At 63.0% G+C, this 18,886-nt stretch carries 20 protein-coding genes; 6 read left to right on the top strand and 14 right to left on the bottom strand.

The genetic code is table 11. From position 1 onward, the window contains the following. Position 1: 1 nt before the first annotated feature. From ACTHN9_RS02790 to ACTHN9_RS02745, 10 genes are all read right to left on the bottom strand, one after another. The gene (locus tag ACTHN9_RS02790) at positions 2-352 is read right to left on the bottom strand and encodes a hypothetical protein (protein WP_440535219.1); all 351 of its coding nucleotides are present in this window, start codon (positions 350-352) and stop codon (positions 2-4) included. Between the two features lie 34 nt (positions 353-386). Continuing rightward, positions 387-965: a flagellar transcriptional regulator FlhC gene (flhC, locus tag ACTHN9_RS02785; RefSeq protein WP_440535218.1), complete on the bottom strand. Its 579-nt coding sequence runs from the start codon at positions 963-965 to the stop codon at positions 387-389. Between the two features lie 17 nt (positions 966-982). Further along, on the bottom strand, positions 983-1,303 hold the full coding sequence (flhD, locus tag ACTHN9_RS02780) for a flagellar transcriptional regulator FlhD (RefSeq protein WP_440535217.1): 321 nt from the start codon (positions 1,301-1,303) through the stop codon (positions 983-985). A gap of 448 nt (positions 1,304-1,751) precedes the next feature. Further along, positions 1,752-1,904, bottom strand: a complete 153-nt coding sequence (locus tag ACTHN9_RS02775) for a hypothetical protein (RefSeq protein WP_440535216.1) — start codon at positions 1,902-1,904, stop codon at positions 1,752-1,754. Continuing rightward, positions 1,882-2,883, bottom strand: coding sequence for a cytochrome d ubiquinol oxidase subunit II (gene cydB, locus ACTHN9_RS02770; protein ID WP_440535215.1), 1,002 nt, complete (start codon positions 2,881-2,883; stop codon positions 1,882-1,884). The genes ACTHN9_RS02775 and cydB overlap by 23 nt, the downstream gene beginning before the upstream one ends. Positions 2,884-2,935: 52 nt before the next feature. Next, a complete protein-coding gene (locus ACTHN9_RS02765) occupies positions 2,936-4,327 on the bottom strand; it encodes a cytochrome ubiquinol oxidase subunit I (protein WP_440535214.1) in 1,392 nt (463 codons plus the stop codon). A gap of 419 nt (positions 4,328-4,746) precedes the next feature. Then, positions 4,747-5,025 carry a BrnA antitoxin family protein gene (locus ACTHN9_RS02760; RefSeq protein WP_440535213.1) on the bottom strand — a complete coding sequence of 93 codons (279 nt, stop codon included), beginning with the start codon at positions 5,023-5,025 and terminating at the stop codon, positions 4,747-4,749. Next, a complete protein-coding gene (locus tag ACTHN9_RS02755) occupies positions 5,009-5,302 on the bottom strand; it encodes a BrnT family toxin (RefSeq protein ID WP_440535212.1) in 294 nt (97 codons plus the stop codon). Before ACTHN9_RS02755 ends, ACTHN9_RS02760 begins: the two co-directional genes overlap by 17 nt. A 230-nt stretch (positions 5,303-5,532) precedes the next feature. Further along, on the bottom strand, positions 5,533-7,167 hold the full coding sequence (gene treA, locus ACTHN9_RS02750; protein ID WP_440535211.1) for an alpha,alpha-trehalase TreA: 1,635 nt from the start codon (positions 7,165-7,167) through the stop codon (positions 5,533-5,535). Between the two features lie 442 nt (positions 7,168-7,609). Then, on the bottom strand, positions 7,610-7,810 hold the full coding sequence (locus ACTHN9_RS02745; protein WP_440535210.1) for a DUF3562 domain-containing protein: 201 nt from the start codon (positions 7,808-7,810) through the stop codon (positions 7,610-7,612). A gap of 576 nt (positions 7,811-8,386) precedes the next feature. Between ACTHN9_RS02745 and ACTHN9_RS02740 the strand changes: the two genes are divergently transcribed. Together ACTHN9_RS02740 and ACTHN9_RS02735 are read left to right on the top strand one after the other, a co-directional pair. Continuing rightward, positions 8,387-8,797, top strand: a complete 411-nt coding sequence (locus ACTHN9_RS02740; protein WP_440535209.1) for a response regulator — start codon at positions 8,387-8,389, stop codon at positions 8,795-8,797. 252 nt (positions 8,798-9,049) lie between these two features. Beyond that, a complete protein-coding gene (locus ACTHN9_RS02735; protein WP_440535208.1) occupies positions 9,050-10,675 on the top strand; it encodes a PAS domain-containing hybrid sensor histidine kinase/response regulator in 1,626 nt (541 codons plus the stop codon). 32 nt (positions 10,676-10,707) lie between these two features. On the opposite strand, the gene ACTHN9_RS02730 is transcribed toward ACTHN9_RS02735, so the two are convergent. Next, on the bottom strand, positions 10,708-11,334 hold the full coding sequence (locus ACTHN9_RS02730; RefSeq protein WP_440535207.1) for a glutathione S-transferase family protein: 627 nt from the start codon (positions 11,332-11,334) through the stop codon (positions 10,708-10,710). A gap of 106 nt (positions 11,335-11,440) precedes the next feature. Here ACTHN9_RS02730 and ACTHN9_RS02725 point away from each other — a divergent pair, with 106 nt between their 5' ends. Further along, positions 11,441-13,093: an ATP-binding domain-containing protein gene (locus ACTHN9_RS02725; protein ID WP_440535206.1), complete on the top strand. Its 1,653-nt coding sequence runs from the start codon at positions 11,441-11,443 to the stop codon at positions 13,091-13,093. A gap of 571 nt (positions 13,094-13,664) precedes the next feature. Beyond that, positions 13,665-13,961, top strand: coding sequence for a YodC family protein (locus tag ACTHN9_RS02720; protein ID WP_440535205.1), 297 nt, complete (start codon positions 13,665-13,667; stop codon positions 13,959-13,961). A 62-nt stretch (positions 13,962-14,023) separates the two neighbouring features. Here ACTHN9_RS02720 and ACTHN9_RS02715 read toward each other — a convergent pair whose 3' ends face one another. Continuing rightward, positions 14,024-14,335, bottom strand: a complete 312-nt coding sequence (locus ACTHN9_RS02715) for a superinfection immunity protein (RefSeq protein ID WP_440535204.1) — start codon at positions 14,333-14,335, stop codon at positions 14,024-14,026. Between the two features lie 184 nt (positions 14,336-14,519). On the opposite strand from ACTHN9_RS02715, the gene ACTHN9_RS02710 reads away from it, so the two are divergent. Both ACTHN9_RS02710 and ACTHN9_RS02705 read left to right on the top strand, forming a co-directional pair. Beyond that, complete coding sequence (locus ACTHN9_RS02710) at positions 14,520-15,980, top strand: M20 family metallopeptidase (RefSeq protein WP_440535203.1); 1,461 nt, start codon at positions 14,520-14,522, stop codon at positions 15,978-15,980. A gap of 93 nt (positions 15,981-16,073) precedes the next feature. Continuing rightward, positions 16,074-16,652 (top strand): NnrU family protein, encoded by a 579-nt coding sequence (locus tag ACTHN9_RS02705; RefSeq protein WP_440535202.1) that lies wholly within the window; start codon positions 16,074-16,076, stop codon positions 16,650-16,652. A gap of 76 nt (positions 16,653-16,728) precedes the next feature. Here ACTHN9_RS02705 and ACTHN9_RS02700 read toward each other — a convergent pair whose 3' ends face one another. Together ACTHN9_RS02700 and ACTHN9_RS02695 are read right to left on the bottom strand one after the other, a co-directional pair. Next, a complete protein-coding gene (locus tag ACTHN9_RS02700; RefSeq protein WP_440535201.1) occupies positions 16,729-17,442 on the bottom strand; it encodes a DUF2968 domain-containing protein in 714 nt (237 codons plus the stop codon). A 190-nt stretch (positions 17,443-17,632) separates the two neighbouring features. Then, positions 17,633-18,844 (bottom strand): winged helix-turn-helix domain-containing protein, encoded by a 1,212-nt coding sequence (locus ACTHN9_RS02695; RefSeq protein WP_440535200.1) that lies wholly within the window; start codon positions 18,842-18,844, stop codon positions 17,633-17,635. Positions 18,845-18,886 lie beyond the last annotated feature (42 nt).

The raw sequence follows: 18,886 nt of genomic DNA, 5'->3' as shown, positions 1-18,886 counted from the left end.
TTCATTTCCTGTCCGCGCGTGGCGATTCCGGTGCGGATCGTCGCCGAACGTCTCGGCCAGGCATTCGACGAAGCGGCGCACGCGCGCGGGAATGTGCCGCGTGCTGGGATACACCTGCTTGCAGGTCGAATTCGGCCGTACGGTAGCGGGGCAGCACTGTTGCGAGTTCGCCGCGCGAGAGCGTATCGCCGAACGCGAACGACGGGCCATAGGCGATCCCGCTGCCTGCCGGCGCCGCCGCCACGAGCATCTGCATATTGTTCGAGACGAGCCGGCACGGGCCGTCGATCGTATGGGCGCGGCCCCTCGTATCGACGAGCGTCCAATCGCCGGGCGAGACGGCATCCGTCACACGGCGAAAGGCGCGAAGCTAGGGGAGTGGGGTATCAAGCCGCGTGGGCGGCTTGCGCGGCTTGTGCCGCTTCGGCGTCGTGCTTGGCGGCGCTGGCGCGTTTGGTCTTGCCCGCGCGCGATGGCGGCTGGCACGCGCCGCAGACGACGTTGTTCTGGAGATCGTGCCGATGGGCCACGAACTTGCCGCCGCAGCGGCAGCACGGCGTCAGCTGCAAAATGTCCGCATCGAAAAAGCGCACGAGGGTCCAGGCGCGCGTCAGATCGAGTACGGGCTCGGCGTCGCTATGCTTGCAGTGCTCGAGATAAAGACGGTAGCCCTTCGTGAGCGCGTCGAGATGCGAACACCCGGCTTCATGCTTGAGGAAGACGTAGGTGTTGTAGAACAGCGAGGCATGGATGTTCGCGAGCCACGTCATATACCAATCGGCCGAGAACGGCAGCATGCCCTTCGGCGGCGACACGCCCTTGATCTCGCGGTACAAACGGATCATGCGATCGCGCGAGAGCGTCAGCTCGCTCTCGAGCACCTGCATGCGCGCCCCGAGTTCGATCAGCGCGATGGCGCGGAACACCTCTTGGGCATCTTCCGTCAGGCTCTTCTTCTGGACCATGGCGCGTTCCCGTCAATTCACGCGAACTGCTCGGCCGGCTGGCTGGCGAGCAAGATCGCAGTGTGCGTGGCGGCCACTTCGGCGTTCTTCGCGGTTTGCGTCAAAGCCGAGAGCATCGCATGGTCGTTGAAGCGAAAAAAGCACAAGAGCTGGTCGGAGGAAGCCAGCTTCACGCTTTGCGCGAGCGTTAGCCCGGCCAGCAGATCGGCCAACTCCGACGACAAGCCCAGGCGGAACATCCCGATGGCCTTGTCCTCGCGCAGCATGCGTTGCGCGAGCATGATGTACGACAAATTAATTTCGCGGATTGATTCCAGCGTCTCGCTGCTGCGGTCCATTTCTCACGTTTCCGAAGCCCCGTTGACCCGGTCCGGTATTTTCTACCGTGTAATTTTGTCGCTCGCGGGGACGTTATCGTTTGCGTTTCCCCGGTGCGCCCTTTGATACAGCTCGTTACAACTTGTAACACCACGGGGCCCATTCTAAGAACGGCTTTTACCGAAAGCAATCCCTTCCTAATAAAATGTAGGAAAAAAGCACTGTTAGGGTTTTCGGCAATTTTTTCACGTTCTTGTAACAAGAAAACTTGACCGATATCAATCAGGGGTTTGCCCGTAGAAAACGGGTGCGGAAGGGCGTTTTACATCGAAATGAAGGCGATTTGAAAGGATGGTGTTGTCGGCGAGTAAAAATTGCCATTCCTACCGATCGAGCAGGTCGAGGACCCTGTCGTCGGTCCCGGGCGTGAGCCGAGCCGATGCGCCCGGGCCGAATGCGGACGGCCCGCTACTTCGAGACGGCGAACAGCGTCGCGTTCATGAATAGCTTGAACGCTTCGCCGATCAGCACGGCGCTGCCCACGCCCATGCACCACAGCAAGACGAACCACACCCAGCTCGGTAGCGCCGCGCGCCGCTTAGTGGTAGTGATGCTCGCCATGGCGCACCTTTCCGCGAAAGACCCAATAGCCGAGCATGGTGTACGCCACGATGATCGGCAAGATCACCACGGCACCTGTCAGCGTGAACGTGAGGCTGCGCTCGGGCGCCGCCGCTTGCCAAAGCGTGACCGACGAGGGGATCGCGTACGGCCATAGCGTGGCGAGCAGGCCCGCGTAACCGAGCACGACGAAGCTCGTCGCCAGCACGAACGGCCGGGTATGGTGGCGATCGTTCGCGGCCCGGCGCATGAGGTAGGCGCAGATCGCGACGAGGAACGGGGCCGGCAGCATGCGGTGAAACCACTCGGCGCTGAACCAGCGTGCCGCGACGCCGGGTTCTTGCAACGGCGTCCAGATGCTGACCGCGACGATGAAGGCGATCAACACGAGCGTGAGCGGCCACACGAGCCGATGCAAGCGCCGTTGCAGGTCGTCCTCGGTTTTCGCGACGAGCCAGCAGCATCCGAGCAGGGCATACGTGGCGACGACACCGAGCCCCGTCAGCAGCGTAAAGGGTGTGAGCCAGCCGAATGCGTCGCCGGCGAACTCGCCGTTCGCAAGCGGGATACCTTGGACGAACGCGCCGAGCGAAATGCCTTGGAAGAACGCCGCGCCCGTGGAGCCTCCGATGAACGCGAGGTCCCACAAGTGCTTCGTGCGCGAGGCCTTGCCGCGAATCTCGAACGATACGCCCCGCAAGATCAAGCAAGCGAGCATCGCGACGAGCGGCAGATAGAGCGCCGACAGTACCGTCGCATACACGAGCGGGAACGCACCGAACAGCGCGGCGCCGCCGAGCACGAGCCAGGTCTCGTTGCCGTCCCAGACCGGCGCGACGGTGTTCATCATCAGATCCCGTTCGCGCTCGTCGGGAAAGAGGGGGAAGACGATTCCGATGCCGAGATCGAAGCCGTCGAGCACGACGTAAAAGAGCAGGCCGAGCGCAATGATCGCGGCCCAGACTAAGGTGACATCCATGGTAATCCTCGAATGACGAAAGGTAGGTATCGGTGGGCGTGTGTCGCGCCGGCTACGCCGTCGTCGCGGCGAGTTCGCGCCCGCCGCCGGGGTGCGACGCACGTGCGTCGTCGTCTGTCGGCGCGCGCTGGGGGCCGGCATGCATCAGCTTGAGCATGTAGTAGATGCCGGTGCCGAACACGAGGAAATACACGACGACGAACGTCATGAGCGAAATGCCCACCTGTTGCGTGCTGAGCGGCGATATCGCCTGCGACGTGCGCATAACGCCGTAGACGACCCATGGTTGGCGGCCTACTTCGGTGGTCACCCACCCGGCCAGCAGTGTGACGAAGCCGCTCGGACCCATTAGGAGTGCGAAACGATGGAACCAGCGCGTATCGTAGAGCCGGCCCCGGCGTTCCAGGACCCAGGCCGTGACGGCCAGCACGATCATGAGGATGCCGAGGCCGACCATGATGCGAAAGCTCCAGAAGACGACGGTCGAATTCGGGCGCTCGTCGCGCGGGAACGACTTCAGCCCGCGAATCTCGCCGTCCCACGTATGCGTGAGCAGCAGGCTGCCCAAATGCGGCACGGACAGCGCATAGCGCGTCGTTTCGGCTTGCATGTCGGGCAGGCCGAACAGATTCAGTGCGGTGCCGTTCGTTTCGGTATCCCAAAGCCCTTCGATCGCGGCGATTTTGGCGGGCTGGTAGCGCAGCGTGTTCAGGCCATGCTGATCGCCGACGAATGCCTGGAGCGGAGCCAGGGCGAGCAACATCCACATCGCCATCGAAAACATCTTCTTGACGGCCGGATCGCGCCGGCCCTTCAGCAAGTGCCAAGCACCGGCGGCAGCGACAACGAGCGCGGCCACGAGGAACGCGGCGAGCGTCATGTGAACGAGACGGTAGGGGAACGACGGATTGAAGACGATTTGGAACCAATCGAGCGGCACGGCGCGGCCGTCTTCGATCGCATAGCCTTGCGGCGTTTGCATCCAACTGTTCGAGGCCAGAATCCAAAAGGCCGACATCAACGTGCCGATCGCCACCGTGAGCGTGGCGGCGAAGTGCGCGCGCGGCCCAACGCGTTTCCAACCGAACAGCATGATGCCGAGAAAGCCGGCTTCGAGAAAGAAGGCCGTCATCACTTCATAGGTCAGCAGCGCACCCGTGATCGGCCCCGCGAATTTCGAGAAGCCGGCCCAATTCGTCCCGAATTCGTAGGCCATGACGACGCCCGACACGACGCCCATGCCGAATGCGACAGCGAAGATCTTCGACCAGAACAGGCACAAGTCCTTGTAGTAGGCTTTGCCGGTTTTGAGCCATCGCCATTCGAGCACGGCGATGAAGCTCGACAACCCGATACTGAGTGCGGGAAAGACGATGTGAAACGAAACGGTGAAGGCGAATTGAATGCGCGCAAGATCGAAGGCGCTGAACGGAGACGATTCCATAGCAAATACCAGTACCGGTGACGAGCGACGCGCGCCGGCCGTTGTCGACGCGCACTGCATGAGCAGCCGGTCGCAAGCGTAGATCAGCGAGGGAAAAAATGCTGCACCGCGTATCGAGTGCGGCATGCGCGCGCGGTGCGGCAATTTACCGTATCGACATGCGTTAACGCGCTGACGAAAAAGCGAAAAATCGGTGCGATGCAGCACGCGGCCGATGCGGCGCAAGGCGCCGTGTGCGGCAATAGACCGCGGCAGGGCGTGCGGCTAACTTGATGCAAGTCGGCTGCGACCGCGGCGCTCGAGTGGTCGCGCCGGGCCAGGTGCTCGTCGGGCCCGCGACGCGCGATCGTGAGGGATGCTGAAGGTTCGCGTTGACGGTATCGACGATGGATGGGCCGTTCGTGTCGTGACGGACCGCGCTATGCCAGGCGATGTTCGTCGAGCCACTCGCGCAGCGCATTGTTCATCCGGGTTTGCCACCCCTCGCCGGTCGTTCGGAACCGTTCGATGATGTCGGCATCGTAGCGCACCGTGAGTGCGACCTTCGGGTGCTCGAGCTTCGGCCTGCCGCCTCGCCGCTTCATTTGCGCGAACTGGACATCCGAGGGCACGAAGGTATCGGGATCGGCAGCGATGCCGCGTTCGATTGCCGCGTCTTCTTCGGGCGTCGGGATATACAGCTTAGGTTTGCTCGACATAACGTTTGACCTCTCTCGAATTTGCCTTGCGCAGGCTGATGACTCGGAATGTGCTGCCGCGCTGCGTAAACACCACGCAGTACAGATACCCCTCGATTTGCGTGTAGCCGATTTCGCGCAATTCGCCGTAATCGCGACGATCGTCCGGTGTACACCAGACCTGCGACCAGTCGATCGATTCGGCAAGCCTGAGCGATACGCCGTGCTTACCCCAGTTGGCTGCGCTCTTGGCCGGATCGAAGGTTGTACTGGCGGTTATTGTAGTTACGAAAAACATAGTACGCAAGCCTTATTTGTAGTGACGGAAACGGGCGGCTTGCGCGGAGTGCATTCCCGCGGCGCGCCGTGGGCGCGCGGTGCGCGGGTGGACTTCCGGCTTGGGAGCAGGCACGCGAAACCGCCGTGCCCGAGCATAGGCATCTCATTGGGGGCGTGGCGCCTGCGCGCGGCGACGTTGGCCGTCGGGCCGATGCAAGCCGCGCCGCCGCGCGCGAACGAAACCGGCCGTTATTCGCCCGGCGCGTACAGGTCGAGCAGCTTCAACGTGACGCCGTTGGTCCAGCCGAAGCCGTCCTGCAACGGATATTCGCCACCGCCGCCGCCGCCCGCATTCGGGCCTTCCACGACATATTTCTCGACGAGCTTTTGGTCCGATGCGTAGACTTGCTTCACGTCGGCGAGGAATCGGGTGCCGACTTCTTCGGCGAATCGACGATCCCCATAGTGCTCGGCACCTTTAATCGACAGCCAATGCAAAGGCGCCCAGCCATTCGGCGCGTCCCATTGCTGCCCGGTTTGGAGCGTTGTCGTCGCCAACCCGCGCGGCTCGAGCAACTGAGCGCGCACCGTGCGAATCGTTTCGACGGCGCGGTTGGGCCAAGCCGCGCGCACGGCAAGCGGGTACATGGCCGCGGCCGATACGCTGCCGCTCGGCTGGCCCGTGCGCCAATCGTAGTCGCCGTAATACCCCTTGGGATTCCACAAGTATCGATTGATCGCGTAAGCGCGCCGCTCGGCCTTTTGCACGTAATCGGCGGTGCAGCGGAACTCGCGCGAGAGCGCGCAGGCTTTGGCGATCGTCGCTTCCAGCGAGAACAGCAGGCTATTGAGATCGACGGGGACGATCGACGTGGTGCGGATCGTCGCGAGCGTTCGGCCGTCGCCGAGCCAGCGCGAACTGAAGTCCCAACCCGATTCGGCGGCGGCGCGCAGATCGCGATAGACCTCCTTCGGATCGCGGTTCGGTGCTTGCCTGGCCGTCGTGACGTCCTCGTAGTACGACTCGTCGCGCGGTGTGTCGCGCGCGTCCCAGTAGCGGTTCAACACCGTACCGTCCTGAAGTACGACGACGTTGCGCGTCGCCTGTCCGCGCGGCGTGGCGTCGGCGCCCTTCATCCAGTAGGCGTATTCCTTCTTCAGTTCGGGCAGATACTTTCGATAGACGCCGTCGCCCTCGGCCTTGGCGGCCAGTTGCACCATGAGGCCGAAGAAGGGCGGCTGCGAGCGGCTGAGATAGTAAGTGCGATTGCCGTTCGGGATATGACCGAACTGATCGATCTCGTAGGCGAAATCGTCGAGCATGTCGTCGACGAGGTCCTCGTTTCCCGATTCCTGCAGGCCTAGCATCGTGAAATAGGTGTCCCAGTAGTAGCCCTCGCGGAAACGTCCGCCGGGCACCACATAGGGCTTAGGTAATGGGATCAGCGAACTGTTGGGCGGCACGTCGGCGGCCGTCGTTGTGCGTGTGAGTTTCGGCCAAAGCCAATCGATATGCTCACGAAGCGTTTGCCCGCTAGGCGGCGTAATGACGGGCTCGCTGGGTAGGGTGAAGTGCGCGAGTACAAACTGCTTCAAGTCGAAATGGGGTAGGCCCTTCGATTGTTCGTACTGCTGAACGATCGCAGTGGGGTCGCCGTTGGGCACGGCATCGACGAACGTCTTCTGATCGGGAAAGATTTGCTGCATCTGAACGGCAACGAACAAGTCGCCGTAAAGTTCGGACGGCGGTGGCGGCAGCGTCGAGGCCGCTTCGGCGCGACAAAGCGACGATGCGGCCAGGCCTGCCAACAGCATCAGGCCGGCGATGCGGGACACGCGCGTGCGCGCCGTACCGGGACGATGGACAAGGGACGATTCGGACATGGCTCCTCCATGGAGTGGGATGGTTCGTTCTTGGTCCCCTCGTTTTCGATGCCGATCGACAGACGCCGCCCCCCCCCGCGGCGGTTCGGCGATTTTGCACACGCAGAAATCGAAAGAAAAATGGATGGGAAAATACTGGCGCCGCAAATGGAGTATTTCGATTTTGTTGCGGATGAGAATAGACGGTGTTGTCTATATGGCGATCGGTCGATGCATACGATAGTGAAACGATGCGAGGATCGATTGCGTTCGAGCCGGTAGGCGCAGTGGGACGCAAGCTGGCACGTCGAAATCGCGCTGGCTCGGAGGGCGTGGGAGCACCATCGGCGGCGGGCAGTGCGAACTGCCGCGGCGGCGATAAAACGAAGACACGGCAAAACGGCAGCAAAAACGGGAACGGCGCACCTATGCGGCACGCCGTCGCACGATTACATCGGAAGAATCAGTGGCGGTTTTGCCGGCGCTGGCTGCGCAGGTCTTCGCGCACGCGTTTGGTTACCAGGACAGGGAGGTAATCGGTGATGCGAGCGCCGTCGCTGAACGCTTGCCAGGTCTGGGAAACCATTGCCGATACGGTCTCGCGCGGGGCGCCGGTGTCGCTTGCGATCGACTGCACCAGCTCGTCCACGTTCGGTTGAGTCATCTTGGATCTCCGCGTGTGGGGCGAGGCGAATGAGTGCCGCGCACCTCCGGCTATTTAAGACGATCTCGGCCTTGATGCCAATTGAATTGGCCTATCGAAGCTGCGATGTTGCGTAGCAGGAGGAGGGCCGGCGGTCGGCCTGGCACCGATTCGGGGCGCGCCGACGCGATCGAACTCCCGGGGCACTCGCGCTAACGATCAGGCGCCCGGTGCATCCCTTCGAGCCCATTGCCTCCCTCGATCGCCCGGGCCGAATCTTGGATGCGAGGGGATGTCACGCTATCCGACGGCGAGCCGTCACGTAAAGGGTCGGGCCCAAGCGCGGCCAATGTCGCTTGCCAACCGGCTCGCTCGGACATTACACAGCCGCAATGCGCCAAACGGATGCCCTGCGCGTGTTCGTGGCTCGCGTAATGAAAGTCATCGTCGTAACTTGACATCGTGGTATCGTCCGCCCCGACTCCCGCCACGGCGTCTGCACGACGCCCGTCGGCCGGCCGAATTTCGCGTGCAACTTCCGCGAGGGTGAAACGGTCCGAGGAGCTGGCGTAGGTATCGATAGCGACAACGAATAGTATGAACGGACTGATGAGACTCGAACAGGTGACGGTGGTCGTCGTTGAGGACGACCCCTCCAGCAGAGAGTCGCTTGCAATGGTGCTGGAAGCCGAGGGGGCGCGGGTTGTGGCCGCGGCCGATGCCGAGGAGGGCGTGGAGGCGGCGTTGCGGATTGCGCCCGACGCCGTTATTTGCGACCTCGATTTGCCTGCCATGGACGGCTTTTACCTAATCCAGCGGCTACGCGACGACGAAATCCGTAACGACCGTCCCCCTGCCGTGGCGCTCGCCCTCACGGGTCACGCCGACGAAGCCTACCGCCTGCGAAGTATCGGCGAAGGGTTTCATCACTTCATGAGAAAGCCGGCCGAGCCCGAACGGCTCGTCGCGCTGCTTGCCGACGCCGTTGCGGCACGCGCGATCGGCTAGCGCCCCACGCGAGCCGCGGGCCACCGAAGTTTTTGCAAAAGCGATGTCAAAGTTGCTCGCGTAACGACCGATGCGGACGCGGCGTTTCGCTCGGGCGGGCTAACGCGGCGATGCCGTCCTGGCGGGACTTCGATCCGCTCGCGAACGCACTCGCCCGAGCAGGCGCAGCGCGCGCGTAGGCATGGGATGTGCTTTGAAGAATCCCCAGCGGCAACTCCATGTCGCATTTTCCAAAAACGAAACGCCGCCGTTATGCGTCCGGATAGCTTCGCCAGCGATAGCCAGGTTTTTTCGCCGCCACCCGAACCGGTGGTGACGTCCGAAGAACGTCTCCGGATTCTGCTCGAGTCCGTTCAGGACTACGCCATTTACTTGCTCGACGCGAACGGCTGCATCGTCAGCTGGAATAGCGGTGCCGAGAAGATCAAGGGCTACGCCGCGCAGGAGGTGCTGGGGCAGCATTTCTCGATGTTTTATCCGCCCGACGATGTCGCGAAAGGCACGCCGGAGGCCGAGCTTGCTACTGCCGCGCGCACAGGCCGCGTGGAAGACGAAGGCTGGCGCGTGCGCAAGGACGGCACGATGTTCTGGGCGAACGTGGTCATCACCGCAGTCTATGAAACGGACCCGGCGGGCCCCGCCGACCCGACACAGCGCGACGAGCCGCGGCTGCGCGGATTCGCGAAAGTCACGCGCGATATGACCGAACGCAAGCGGCTGCGCGAACTCGAAGCCGCGAGCCAGCACATGAATGAGTTTCTGGCGACGCTCGCGCATGAATTACGCAATCCCCTCGCGCCCGTCAGCAACGCGCTCAGCGTGATGATGCTGGAGCCGCTCGTCAGCCCGACGCTGCGGCAGTGCCGCGACATGATCGATCGACAGATTTCGCACCTGACCCGGCTCGTCGACGATCTACTCGATGCCGGCCGCGTGACGACCGGCAAGGTCGCGCTGCGCTTGGAGCCGGTAGAACTGTCGGACGTCGTGGTGCGGGCGATCGAGATGATTCGCCCACATGTCGCCTCGCGTCAGCAATCGGTCGAAGTGCGCGTGCCGCCGACGGGCATCGTCGTCAACGGCGACGGCACGCGGCTGGTGCAAGTCGTCCAAGGGCTGCTGAACAATGCGTCGAAGTTTTCCGAGCATGGCGGGCGAATTGGCGTCGAGATCGACAAGGTGGGCGCGTTCGCCCGCTTGCGCGTCTCCGATGAAGGCTGCGGCATCGACGCCGCGGCACTCGATTCGATCTTCGATTTGTTCGTCCAAGCCGATAATCGCTTCGAACGAAAGGAAAGCGGGCTGGGGATCGGACTGACGTTGTGCCGCTGGCTCGTGGAGATGCACGGCGGATCGATCGAAGCGACGAGCGATGGCCTTGGGCGCGGCGCCACCTTCACGGTGCGCTTGCCCTTGTTCGCCGTGCAGGACGCCGCCAACGACGAAGGCATGCGCGCCGATACGCGCGGCCGTGGCGAATCGGGAACGTTAGCGGTGCTCATTGTCGACGACAACTGCGATTCCGCGGACAGCATGGCGATGCTGCTGCGTATGAAGGGCCACCGCGTGCAGGTGGCGTACAGCGGCGCACAGGCACTCGACGCCGCCACCCGGGCGGAGCGGATCGACGTCGCGCTGATCGATCTGGCGATGCCGGGCGCCGACGGCTTTGCCGTTTTACGTCAGTTGAAATCGACGAAGGCGCTCGGCGATGCCTGCTTCGCGGCCATGACGGGATTCGGTCAAGAAAGCGACGTCGCGCGCTCGCTTGGTGAAGGCTTCGATTTGCATCTGACCAAACCCGTGCAACTGCCGCTGCTAGATGCGCTGCTCGAGCGAGCCGGAGAGCGGGCCGGAGAGCGGCGCGCTCAGTCGTGAAGCTTTGATGACGCTTCGACGCGCGTGCGGGCTCAAGTCAGAGGCAGATCGATGTACTTCTTGAAGCCGGCGCGCTGCGTGAGCCGCTGGTACCACCGCTCGAGGCTCGGCATCGGCGGCCGGTCGATGCCTTCGACGCCGAACCAGCGCTTAGCGAACGCACCCAGCACGATGTCGGCGATCGTGAACCGGTCGCCTTCGGGGTGAAAGCGCCCCTGCAGATGCCCGTCGAGCACTTTCCATCGCGCGATCAGCGTTTTCAGGTTGGCGGCGAGCGCTTCTTTATCGCGCTCGTCGGGCGGCGTGCGCACGAGCGTCAAGAACACGGGACGCTCCGCGGGCGCCAAGGTGGAGAGCGACCAATCGAGCCAGCGGTCGATGCTCGCGCGCAGTTGCGGGGCGGCGGGGTAGAGCGAACTCGACGCGCCGTATTGCATGGCAAGATAGCGCAGGATCGCATTCGACTCCCATAGCACGAACGAGCCGTCCACGAGCGTGGGGATTTGTCCGTTAGGATTGAGCGCCCGATAGTCGGGATCGTTGACGCGGCCGAACTGCAAGCCCGCATCGACGCGCTCGAACGGGAGGCCCAACTCGTCGCAGCACCACAGCAGCTTTTGTACATTGACCGAGTTGGCTCGTCCCCAAATCGTCAGCATTTGAACTTTCCTCCGGAAGAATGCGGTGTCGTCCAGGCATGGGCGGGTGCCGCGCGGTTTGTACAATACGCCGAATTCAAAACGTCAAAGCGAGGATTAACCCGCCATGGCACGCCTTATTCCCGACGATTGGAAGCATCTCGCCGCAACCGGCGCCGCCGAACGCGAACGCGAAACGCTGGCGCTGCTCGAGCAGGCGCTGCCCGACGGCTATACCGTCTATCACGGCGTGCATTGGACTCGCCTGAATCGGGCTTTCTCCGTATTCGGGGAAGCCGACTTCGTGATCGTGAGCCCCTCGGGGCGGTTGATGCTCGTCGAGCAAAAGGCCGGGTTCCTGCGTGAGACGCCGAAAGGTCTCGTGAAGGTGTACCTGCAGACGGAGCGCAATGTTTCGGTCGAACTGGCGCGGACGGTCGAAACGCTGCACCGGCGCTTCACGGCGGCGTTCGGCGCGGGAACGTACTGTATCGAAGCGCTGCTGTTTTGTCCCGACTACATGGTCAAAAACGCCGCGATCGCCGGGGTGCCGCCGGAAAGTATTGTCGATGCGACCCGCAAAGAGCGGCTGGTTTCCGCGATCTTGGCAGCGCTGCCCGCCGACGAGCCGAAGCTGCCCAGCGCCGCGAAGATCCATCATTTTCTGGCGGACGAATTGGCGCTGACGCCCGATACGAGCGCGCTGGTCGGGCAGGCGGGGACGCTCGTCACGCGCCTGTCGGGCGGCTTGGCGACATGGGCACGCAAGCTGACATTCTCGCCGTTTCGACTGCGTGTGATCGGAACGGCCGGTTCCGGCAAGACGCAATTGGCCGTGCAAGTGATGAAGGATGCGGCGGCGAACGGCAAGCGCGCGCTTTACGTGTGCTTCAACCGGCCGCTCGCCGACCACATCGCGCGTGTGGCGCCCGAGGGGGCGCGTGTCGCGAACTATCACCATTTGTGCGATTGGGTGGCGCGCGACGTCGGCGCCGTGCAGGATTTCCGCGCCCCCGACGTCTTCAAACGGCTAGAGGCGGCCTTTGCCGATGCGCCGATCGGGGATCGATGGATTTTCGATGTCCTGATCGTCGACGAAGGGCAAGACTTCCAGGAGTCATGGGTCGAGGCGCTGTCCCGGCTCGTCAAGCCGGACGGCGCTTGGTGGTGGTTGGAAGATCCCTTGCAAAACCTCTATATGCGCGATCCCGTCGCCCTGCCGGGGTGGACCGTGCTGACCGAAACGACGAACTACCGCAGCCCGCGCGACATCCTGGAATTCGTGCGCGAGAAAGTGGGCGCGGCGGTGCCTCGCGCATCGAACCTCGTCGCCGGCAGCCCGTTCGACGGCTCGCAGATCTCGATCGCTTCGTATGGCGAAACCCACGACGAGGCCGTGCTCGAAGCCACCAAGCGGGCGATCACGCAAGCGCTTTCTTTGGGCTTTCGCAAGCAGGACATCGCTGTGCTTTCGTTCCGGGGGCGGGAGGGATCGGCGCTGACCGCGCTCGAGCATTTGGGGCCGCATCGATTGCGCAGCTTCACGGGCAAGTACGATTTGTTCGGCAACCCGGAGTACCGCGACGGCGACGTGCTGCTCGAATCGATCTATCGGTTCAAGGGACAGTCGGCGCCGTGCGTGGTCTTGACCGAAGTCGACTTCGACACGTTCGACGAGCGCGCCGCGCGCAAGCTATTCGTCGGCGCCACGCGGGCCACGATGAAGCTGATCGTGGTGGGGTCCCGGCGAGCTTGCTCGATGTTGGGGATGCAAGGCTGAGGGCGCAGCGATTGTCTGACGATCGCTTGTTGGGCCGTCGCAGCCACCATGTCGAGATCGAAGGCGTCGGTTCGAAGATAAATCGGCCGACGCAGAAAACGTTTTCATTCGTAGTTGAGAATTCAATTGCCGATCCGTCTTCGAAGGGGCGTGATGCAATGCGCAATTGATCTCGATCAAAGCGATCCACGGTTTTTATTTTAACGTCTTGCTTTTTCTCCACGTCGTCGATTCGCCTCCTCCAGACATTCGTGAGGTAACGCACGGACGGCTGGACAGCCTTTCCCCGGTTTTAAAAAGTACGATTGTTGCATTTAGAAGGCTGTCCGTCCCTCAATAAATTGGAAAACGATTTCTCTCGACTTGGCTGCTCCAATTTGAAATTCCTTCTCCATGTTTTCCCCTAAAACCGCTTGTAGAATAAAAATTCTATTGTTAGTCTCTCCTTGACCTCGGGCGTATATCGAGGCGATGAATGAGCAAGCAGGTTCGTATTGACGGTCCGTTTGCTACCGCACAATTGACTTGCCGTTCCCTGCGGAACGGTTCGATGTTTCCCGACGGAGTACACATGTCGACCGCTACTCGTGACCTGGTTGAGCAGTTTTGCGTAGGCGATGTCGTCACGCTGAAGGCGGGCGGCTCGCGTATGACGGTAACGGCCGTTTGCGGCGATACCGTGCTGTGCCAATGGTTCGACGAATACGGCGAGTTTCGGCAAGCGGCGTTTGCGCTCGATGCACTGGGGCACGAGCCGCGCTCGATTTCACCGGGGCTCGTGCATGTGCGCCGTTACGCCGCCTCCATGGCGGGTTCGGTCGCGGCCAGCCTGCCGTTCGTCCAGGGCGTGCTAAAACCGGGCATGTGACGCACGGTGGCGACGCGTTCGCGAGAAGTTCGCGAGAAGTTCGCGAGAAGCGCCTGCGGCCCCTAGCGGCGAGCGCTGCCCTGCTTGGCCGCGCGCCGGTCCACGCGCGCCATCAGCGCGGAGGAAAAGGCCGCCATCCTGACTAGCCGGCGCTTGGCCGCCACGTCGCGCGCGAGGCCCGGCGGCGGATTCGGCACATGGGCCCAGACCAGCGCGAGCAGCCATCCCACGACCGTCCAACCCATGCACGCGTTGAAGAGCGCGAGCGTGAGGATGTCGTGGCGTTTGCGATGGTCCGCGATGATGGCCGGCAAAAAGTAAATCGCCAGCGCAAACACCACCTCGACGACTTGTAGGGCAATCCGATCCAGCATGATGCTCGCCTCGAGAGTGGGGTGTGACACATTGTCGCGCTTTCCGCGTTTCTTTGCTCGTCGGCTCATTCCTCGGCTTGTTCGTCTAGTCGTCGGCGCGCTCGCTTTCGCGCTCGCTGAGCTGGGGTTGCCCGCCCGGCAATCGGGACTATCATGTGCGCTTTCACTGCCAGAGCCGACCGCCATGACCGCCCTTGATGCGAAGCAGCAAAGCGCCTCGATCGATCGCTCCGCCTTGACCGAGTTCGTCGAGCGCAAATGGAACGACGAGATCGTGCCCGCGCTGACCGATTACATTGCGATCCCCGCCAAGAGCCCCGCATTCGACGCCGATTGGGCAAAACACGGATACCTCGAGCGCGTCGTCGCCGACGCGGCGACTTGGGCGCAAGCGCAGCGGGTCCAGGGTCTCAAGCTCGAGATCGTGCGTTTGCCGGGGCGCACGCCCGTGATCTTCTTCGAGACGCCGGCGACACGCTCGGGCAGTACCGAGACGGTGGTGCTCTATGGGCATCTGGATAAGCAGCCGGAGTTCGATGGTTGGCGTCGGGACCTCGGGCCGTGGACCCCCAAATTGGAGGACGGCAAGCTATATGGCCGCGGCGGTGCGGACGACGGCTACGCCATCTACGCCAGCATGACCGCGATTGCCGCGCTCGACGCGCAGGGGATCGAGCGGCCGCGCTGCGTCGGCCTCATCGAAACTTGCGAAGAATCGGGCAGCTACGATCTGCTTCCTTACGTCGATGCGCTGCGCGACCGGCTCGGCGAAGTCGGGCTGGTCGTTTGTCTCGATTCGGGGGCCGGCAACTACGACCAGCTTTGGTTGACCACTTCGCTACGCGGTCTCGTAGGCGGATCGCTCGAAGTGCAGGTGCTCGACGAAGGCGTGCATTCGGGCGGGTACGGCGGCATCGTCCCGTCGAGCTTTCGCATCATGCGGCAATTGTTCGAGCGGCTAGAGGACGCCGCCTCGGGCACTTTATTGCCCGCCGGTTTTCATTGCGACATTCCGGCGAGCCGGCTGGCGGAAGCCCGCAAGACGGCGGAGATCCTTGGCGACGAAGTGTGGAAAGCCTCGCCGTGGGCTTGCGGACAGGACGGCAAGCCCGTGTTGCCCGTCACCGCCGATCCCTATGAAGCCTTGCTCAATGCCACCTGGCGGCCGTCTTTGTCGGTGACGGGCGCCGAAGGGTTGCCCGCGCTCGCGAGTGCGGGCAACGTGCTGCGCCCGCGCACCGCATTCAAGCTGTCGCTGCGGTTGCCGGCACTCGTCGATGCGGCGCGCGCCGTCGCCGATCTGAAGGCGTTGCTCGAACTCGATCCGCCTTACAACGCGAAAGTGACGTTCAAGCCGGACGCGGCGGCCTACGGCTGGAATGCGCCCGAGCTGGCGCCTTGGCTTGCGACCGCCGTCAACGAGGCCTCGCGCGATCACTTCGGTGCCGACTGCGCGTTCATCGGTCAAGGCGGCACGATTCCGTTGATGAACGTCTTGCAGGCCGGATTCCCGAAGTCGCAGTTCGTCGTGTGCGGCGTGCTCGGCCCGAAATCCAACGCGCACGGTCCCAACGAATTTCTGCACGTGCCGTACGCGAAGAAGCTCACGGCCGCCATGGCCGAGGTGATCGCGGCAGCGCGCTGATTCGAAGGACGAGCGCGGCGCCCGCTGAAAAGAGGCGCCCGAGGGAGCACTGGCGGCACGGAACGACCAAGGACAATAACGAAGGAGTTCGACGTGGCGATACTGATTTTGGGCCTGCTCATTTTCATCGGCGTGCATTCGATTCGGCTCGTTTCGCCATCATGGCGCGATGCGCAAGTCGCGCGGCTCGGGGAGCATGGTTGGAAGGGCCTTTACGCGGTCGCCTCATTGGTCGGCTTCGTGCTGATCGTTTGGGGCTACGGCATGGCGCGGCGTACGCCGGTGGTGTTGTGGACGCCGCCGATGGGCATCCGCCATCTCACGGCGTTGCTCGTTGCCGTCGCGTTCGTATTGATCGTCGCCGCTTATATGCCCGGCAATCGCATCAAGCGCACGATCGGACATCCGATGCTGGTGGGCACGGCGATATGGGCGCTCGGCCATCTGCTGGCGAACGGAACGCTCAGTGCGATCGTCCTGTTCGGCGTCTTCCTGATTTGGGGGGCCGCCGGTGCGCTCATCTGCCGTGGCCGCGATCGGGCGGCCGGCGTGCGGTATCCCGACGGGACGCTATCGGGCGATACGAAAGTCGTCGTCGTGGGGCTGATCGCGTGGGCGCTCTTTGCCTTCGTGTTGCATCGCTGGCTGATCGGGATGAGTCCGTTTGCGTGACGGGGCCGGGCAAAGCATTGCCCGCGACGCTTCTCGTCGGACCCCGCATTCGCAGTTAAAAGCGCGCCGATTCGAACTACCCGTCGGCTCGCCGGCAATGGGGATGCGGAATCCGTTCGTTGCTCGACACGCGCAGTTGATGAACCTGCCGCAATGCTTTGTTCAACCGTGCCTGCGACGCGATTCGCTGCATTTCCAATTGAGCGACGTCTTTCTTTGCTTGCTGTTGGTAGGTGTTGACGAACTGCGTCTGCTCCGCGTGGCGTTCGAGATCGTGGCGTAACTGCTCCGCTTGGGCCTCCGAGGCCGCGACCATTGCCTCGATGCGCTCGTTGTGCGCCACCAGTTGAACTTGCCGCAATTCGACCTCGGCAAGCCGCATGGCCTGGTCTTCCAAATGCCGAAACGCGGCTTCCGCCGTATCGAATTCGGCCGCGTGCAGGGCACGCCAGAGCTTGCCGTCCTGAGAAAGCGTGATGTAGTACGACAGCTCGGCGCCGTGAAAGAACATGTCCACCGAATACGAAAACGTGTGCAGCGTCCTGACGAGCGTCAGCGCTCGACTCGCAGCCAATGTTTCGACCGTGGCAAGGTCGGCCGGTTGCGCCGACCGTGCGCTGCTGTGCGGCAGCACGGCGTTCAGGGGGCGCAGGGGCGAGACCGTCGGCGCACTCATCGGTCCCGCTTCATCGTGGGGTGCCGGATGCGAAGGCTCGACGGCGGCTGGACCCTCGCCCACGAGGGCGTCCTTGACTGTTTCGGCGGCAAACTTGTTCGTGTAGAGCTTCATGATCGATCTCCTGCGTGCGGGCAGCCCGAGGTCTGACGGATGCATGCAGTGCAGGGAGTAGCATGCGGCGTTCCCATTTGAACGCGCTGAACGCACCGAACGCACCGAACGCGCAAGTAGGCGCATTTCGCTGTCGATGAATTCGACGAATCGGGCGGCGAATCAAGCGGCGGATCGCGCAGCCGTTAGCTCACGGCGCCTGCTCGAGTGCCTGGGCGATCGCGGGCGGCGCCGATCCGACCGCCAGTTCCGGGGTACCGTGCCAATCGGCGCAGCGCAGGAACGCTCGGCGCAGATCCGCTAAGAGCGACGCCCCGATGCGCACACCCGGTTCGAGATGGATCGCTTTCAACTCGAAGATGCCCTGCGCGCGATGCGCTTTCGCATCGACACGCCCGATCAATCGTCCGCGATGAAGGATCGGCAAACAAAAGTAGCCGTACTTGCGCTTGGCGGCCGGCGTGTAGCACTCGATCGTGTAATCGAAGTCGAATAAGGCGGCCGCGCGCTTGCGGTCCCATACCACCGGATCGAACGGCGAGAGCACCGTCGTAACCGTGGAGCGCAAGCGCCCCTGCGCGGCGTCGTCGAGCAGCGGTGCCAATTCGATCGGGACGAACACGTCCTCTTTCCAGCCCTCCACTCGCGCGGCAATCGCCTCGCCGCGATCGGCCAACGCGTGAAGTTCGGCGGTGTATTTGCGGCGCTCGATCCGGTAGTAATCGGCGATCCAATCGGCGCGCGCGACGCCCAGCGCACGACACGTTCGCGCAACCAGGGTCGGCAGCACCGTATCGGGCGCGGGCAGATCGCGCGCATCGCGCCAATGCGGCAGCACCCGTTCGGCAACATCGTAGACGCGATGAAAATTGCGACGCTCGGCCACCATCAAATGGCCCAAGGTGAAGAGCACTTCGAGGTGGCGCTTTTCCGGCTTCCAATCCCACCAGCCGTTGCTCCGTCCCGCCGCCCGCTCGAAATCGGCAGCCCGCACGGGACCGTTCTTCCGCACATGCGCCAGCAGCCGGTCGATATCCTTTTGGTGACGCTGGTGCCAATCGGCGGCGTATTTCCATCCCATGTTGCTCGGATCGAGCATGCGATGGCGCATGAGCCCGTAATCCTCGATGGGCACGAAACACGCCTCGTGAGACCAGTATTCGAACAGACGCCCCTCGGCCAAGTGTTCGTCGAGCCATTGCGGGGGATAAGGTCCGATGCGGCTGAAGACGACGAGATACGGGCTGCGCGCGACAACGTGGATCGTGTCGATCTGCAATTGCGCCATGCGCTGAATCGCGGCGAGCACGTCTTGCTTGACGGCTTTGCGGCGCGGCGGGGAAAGGAGCCCTTGAGCGGCCAAATGAAGGGTACGGGCGGCGGCGATCGGAAGCGTCGTCATGAGCGGCGTGCAGTGGCGTGTAGGCTGCGTATCGTAGATCGA

The sequence above is a fragment of the Trinickia sp. genome, from assembly GCF_051953405.1.
GTDB lineage: Bacteria > Pseudomonadota > Gammaproteobacteria > Burkholderiales > Burkholderiaceae > Trinickia.
The sequence above is the reverse complement of the archived record's forward strand: the minus strand, read 5'-3'. Positions and strand labels throughout refer to the sequence as shown.

Excerpts from the sequence above, each read along its gene's own strand:
- ACTHN9_RS02730 (WP_440535207.1), bottom strand. The coding sequence starts at position 11,334 with ATGCTGACGATTTGGGGACGAGCCAACTCGGTCAATGTACAAAAGCTG.
- ACTHN9_RS02765 (WP_440535214.1), bottom strand. The coding sequence starts at position 4,327 with ATGGAATCGTCTCCGTTCAGCGCCTTCGATCTTGCGCGCATTCAATTC.
- ACTHN9_RS02755 (WP_440535212.1), bottom strand. The coding sequence starts at position 5,302 with ATGTTTTTCGTAACTACAATAACCGCCAGTACAACCTTCGATCCGGCC.
- flhC (WP_440535218.1), bottom strand. The coding sequence starts at position 965 with ATGGTCCAGAAGAAGAGCCTGACGGAAGATGCCCAAGAGGTGTTCCGC.
- flhD (WP_440535217.1), bottom strand. The coding sequence starts at position 1,303 with ATGGACCGCAGCAGCGAGACGCTGGAATCAATCCGCGAAATTAATTTG.
- ACTHN9_RS02695 (WP_440535200.1), bottom strand. The coding sequence starts at position 18,844 with ATGACGACGCTTCCGATCGCCGCCGCCCGTACCCTTCATTTGGCCGCT.
- ACTHN9_RS02760 (WP_440535213.1), bottom strand. The coding sequence starts at position 5,025 with ATGTCGAGCAAACCTAAGCTGTATATCCCGACGCCCGAAGAAGACGCG.
- ACTHN9_RS02775 (WP_440535216.1), bottom strand. The coding sequence starts at position 1,904 with ATGGCGAGCATCACTACCACTAAGCGGCGCGCGGCGCTACCGAGCTGG.
- ACTHN9_RS02720 (WP_440535205.1), top strand. The coding sequence starts at position 13,665 with ATGTCGACCGCTACTCGTGACCTGGTTGAGCAGTTTTGCGTAGGCGAT.
- ACTHN9_RS02735 (WP_440535208.1), top strand. The coding sequence starts at position 9,050 with ATGCGTCCGGATAGCTTCGCCAGCGATAGCCAGGTTTTTTCGCCGCCA.
- ACTHN9_RS02700 (WP_440535201.1), bottom strand. The coding sequence starts at position 17,442 with ATGAAGCTCTACACGAACAAGTTTGCCGCCGAAACAGTCAAGGACGCC.
- treA (WP_440535211.1), bottom strand. The coding sequence starts at position 7,167 with ATGTCCGAATCGTCCCTTGTCCATCGTCCCGGTACGGCGCGCACGCGC.
- cydB (WP_440535215.1), bottom strand. The coding sequence starts at position 2,883 with ATGGATGTCACCTTAGTCTGGGCCGCGATCATTGCGCTCGGCCTGCTC.
- ACTHN9_RS02725 (WP_440535206.1), top strand. The coding sequence starts at position 11,441 with ATGGCACGCCTTATTCCCGACGATTGGAAGCATCTCGCCGCAACCGGC.
- ACTHN9_RS02710 (WP_440535203.1), top strand. The coding sequence starts at position 14,520 with ATGACCGCCCTTGATGCGAAGCAGCAAAGCGCCTCGATCGATCGCTCC.
- ACTHN9_RS02740 (WP_440535209.1), top strand. The coding sequence starts at position 8,387 with ATGAACGGACTGATGAGACTCGAACAGGTGACGGTGGTCGTCGTTGAG.
- ACTHN9_RS02745 (WP_440535210.1), bottom strand. The coding sequence starts at position 7,810 with ATGACTCAACCGAACGTGGACGAGCTGGTGCAGTCGATCGCAAGCGAC.
- ACTHN9_RS02715 (WP_440535204.1), bottom strand. The coding sequence starts at position 14,335 with ATGCTGGATCGGATTGCCCTACAAGTCGTCGAGGTGGTGTTTGCGCTG.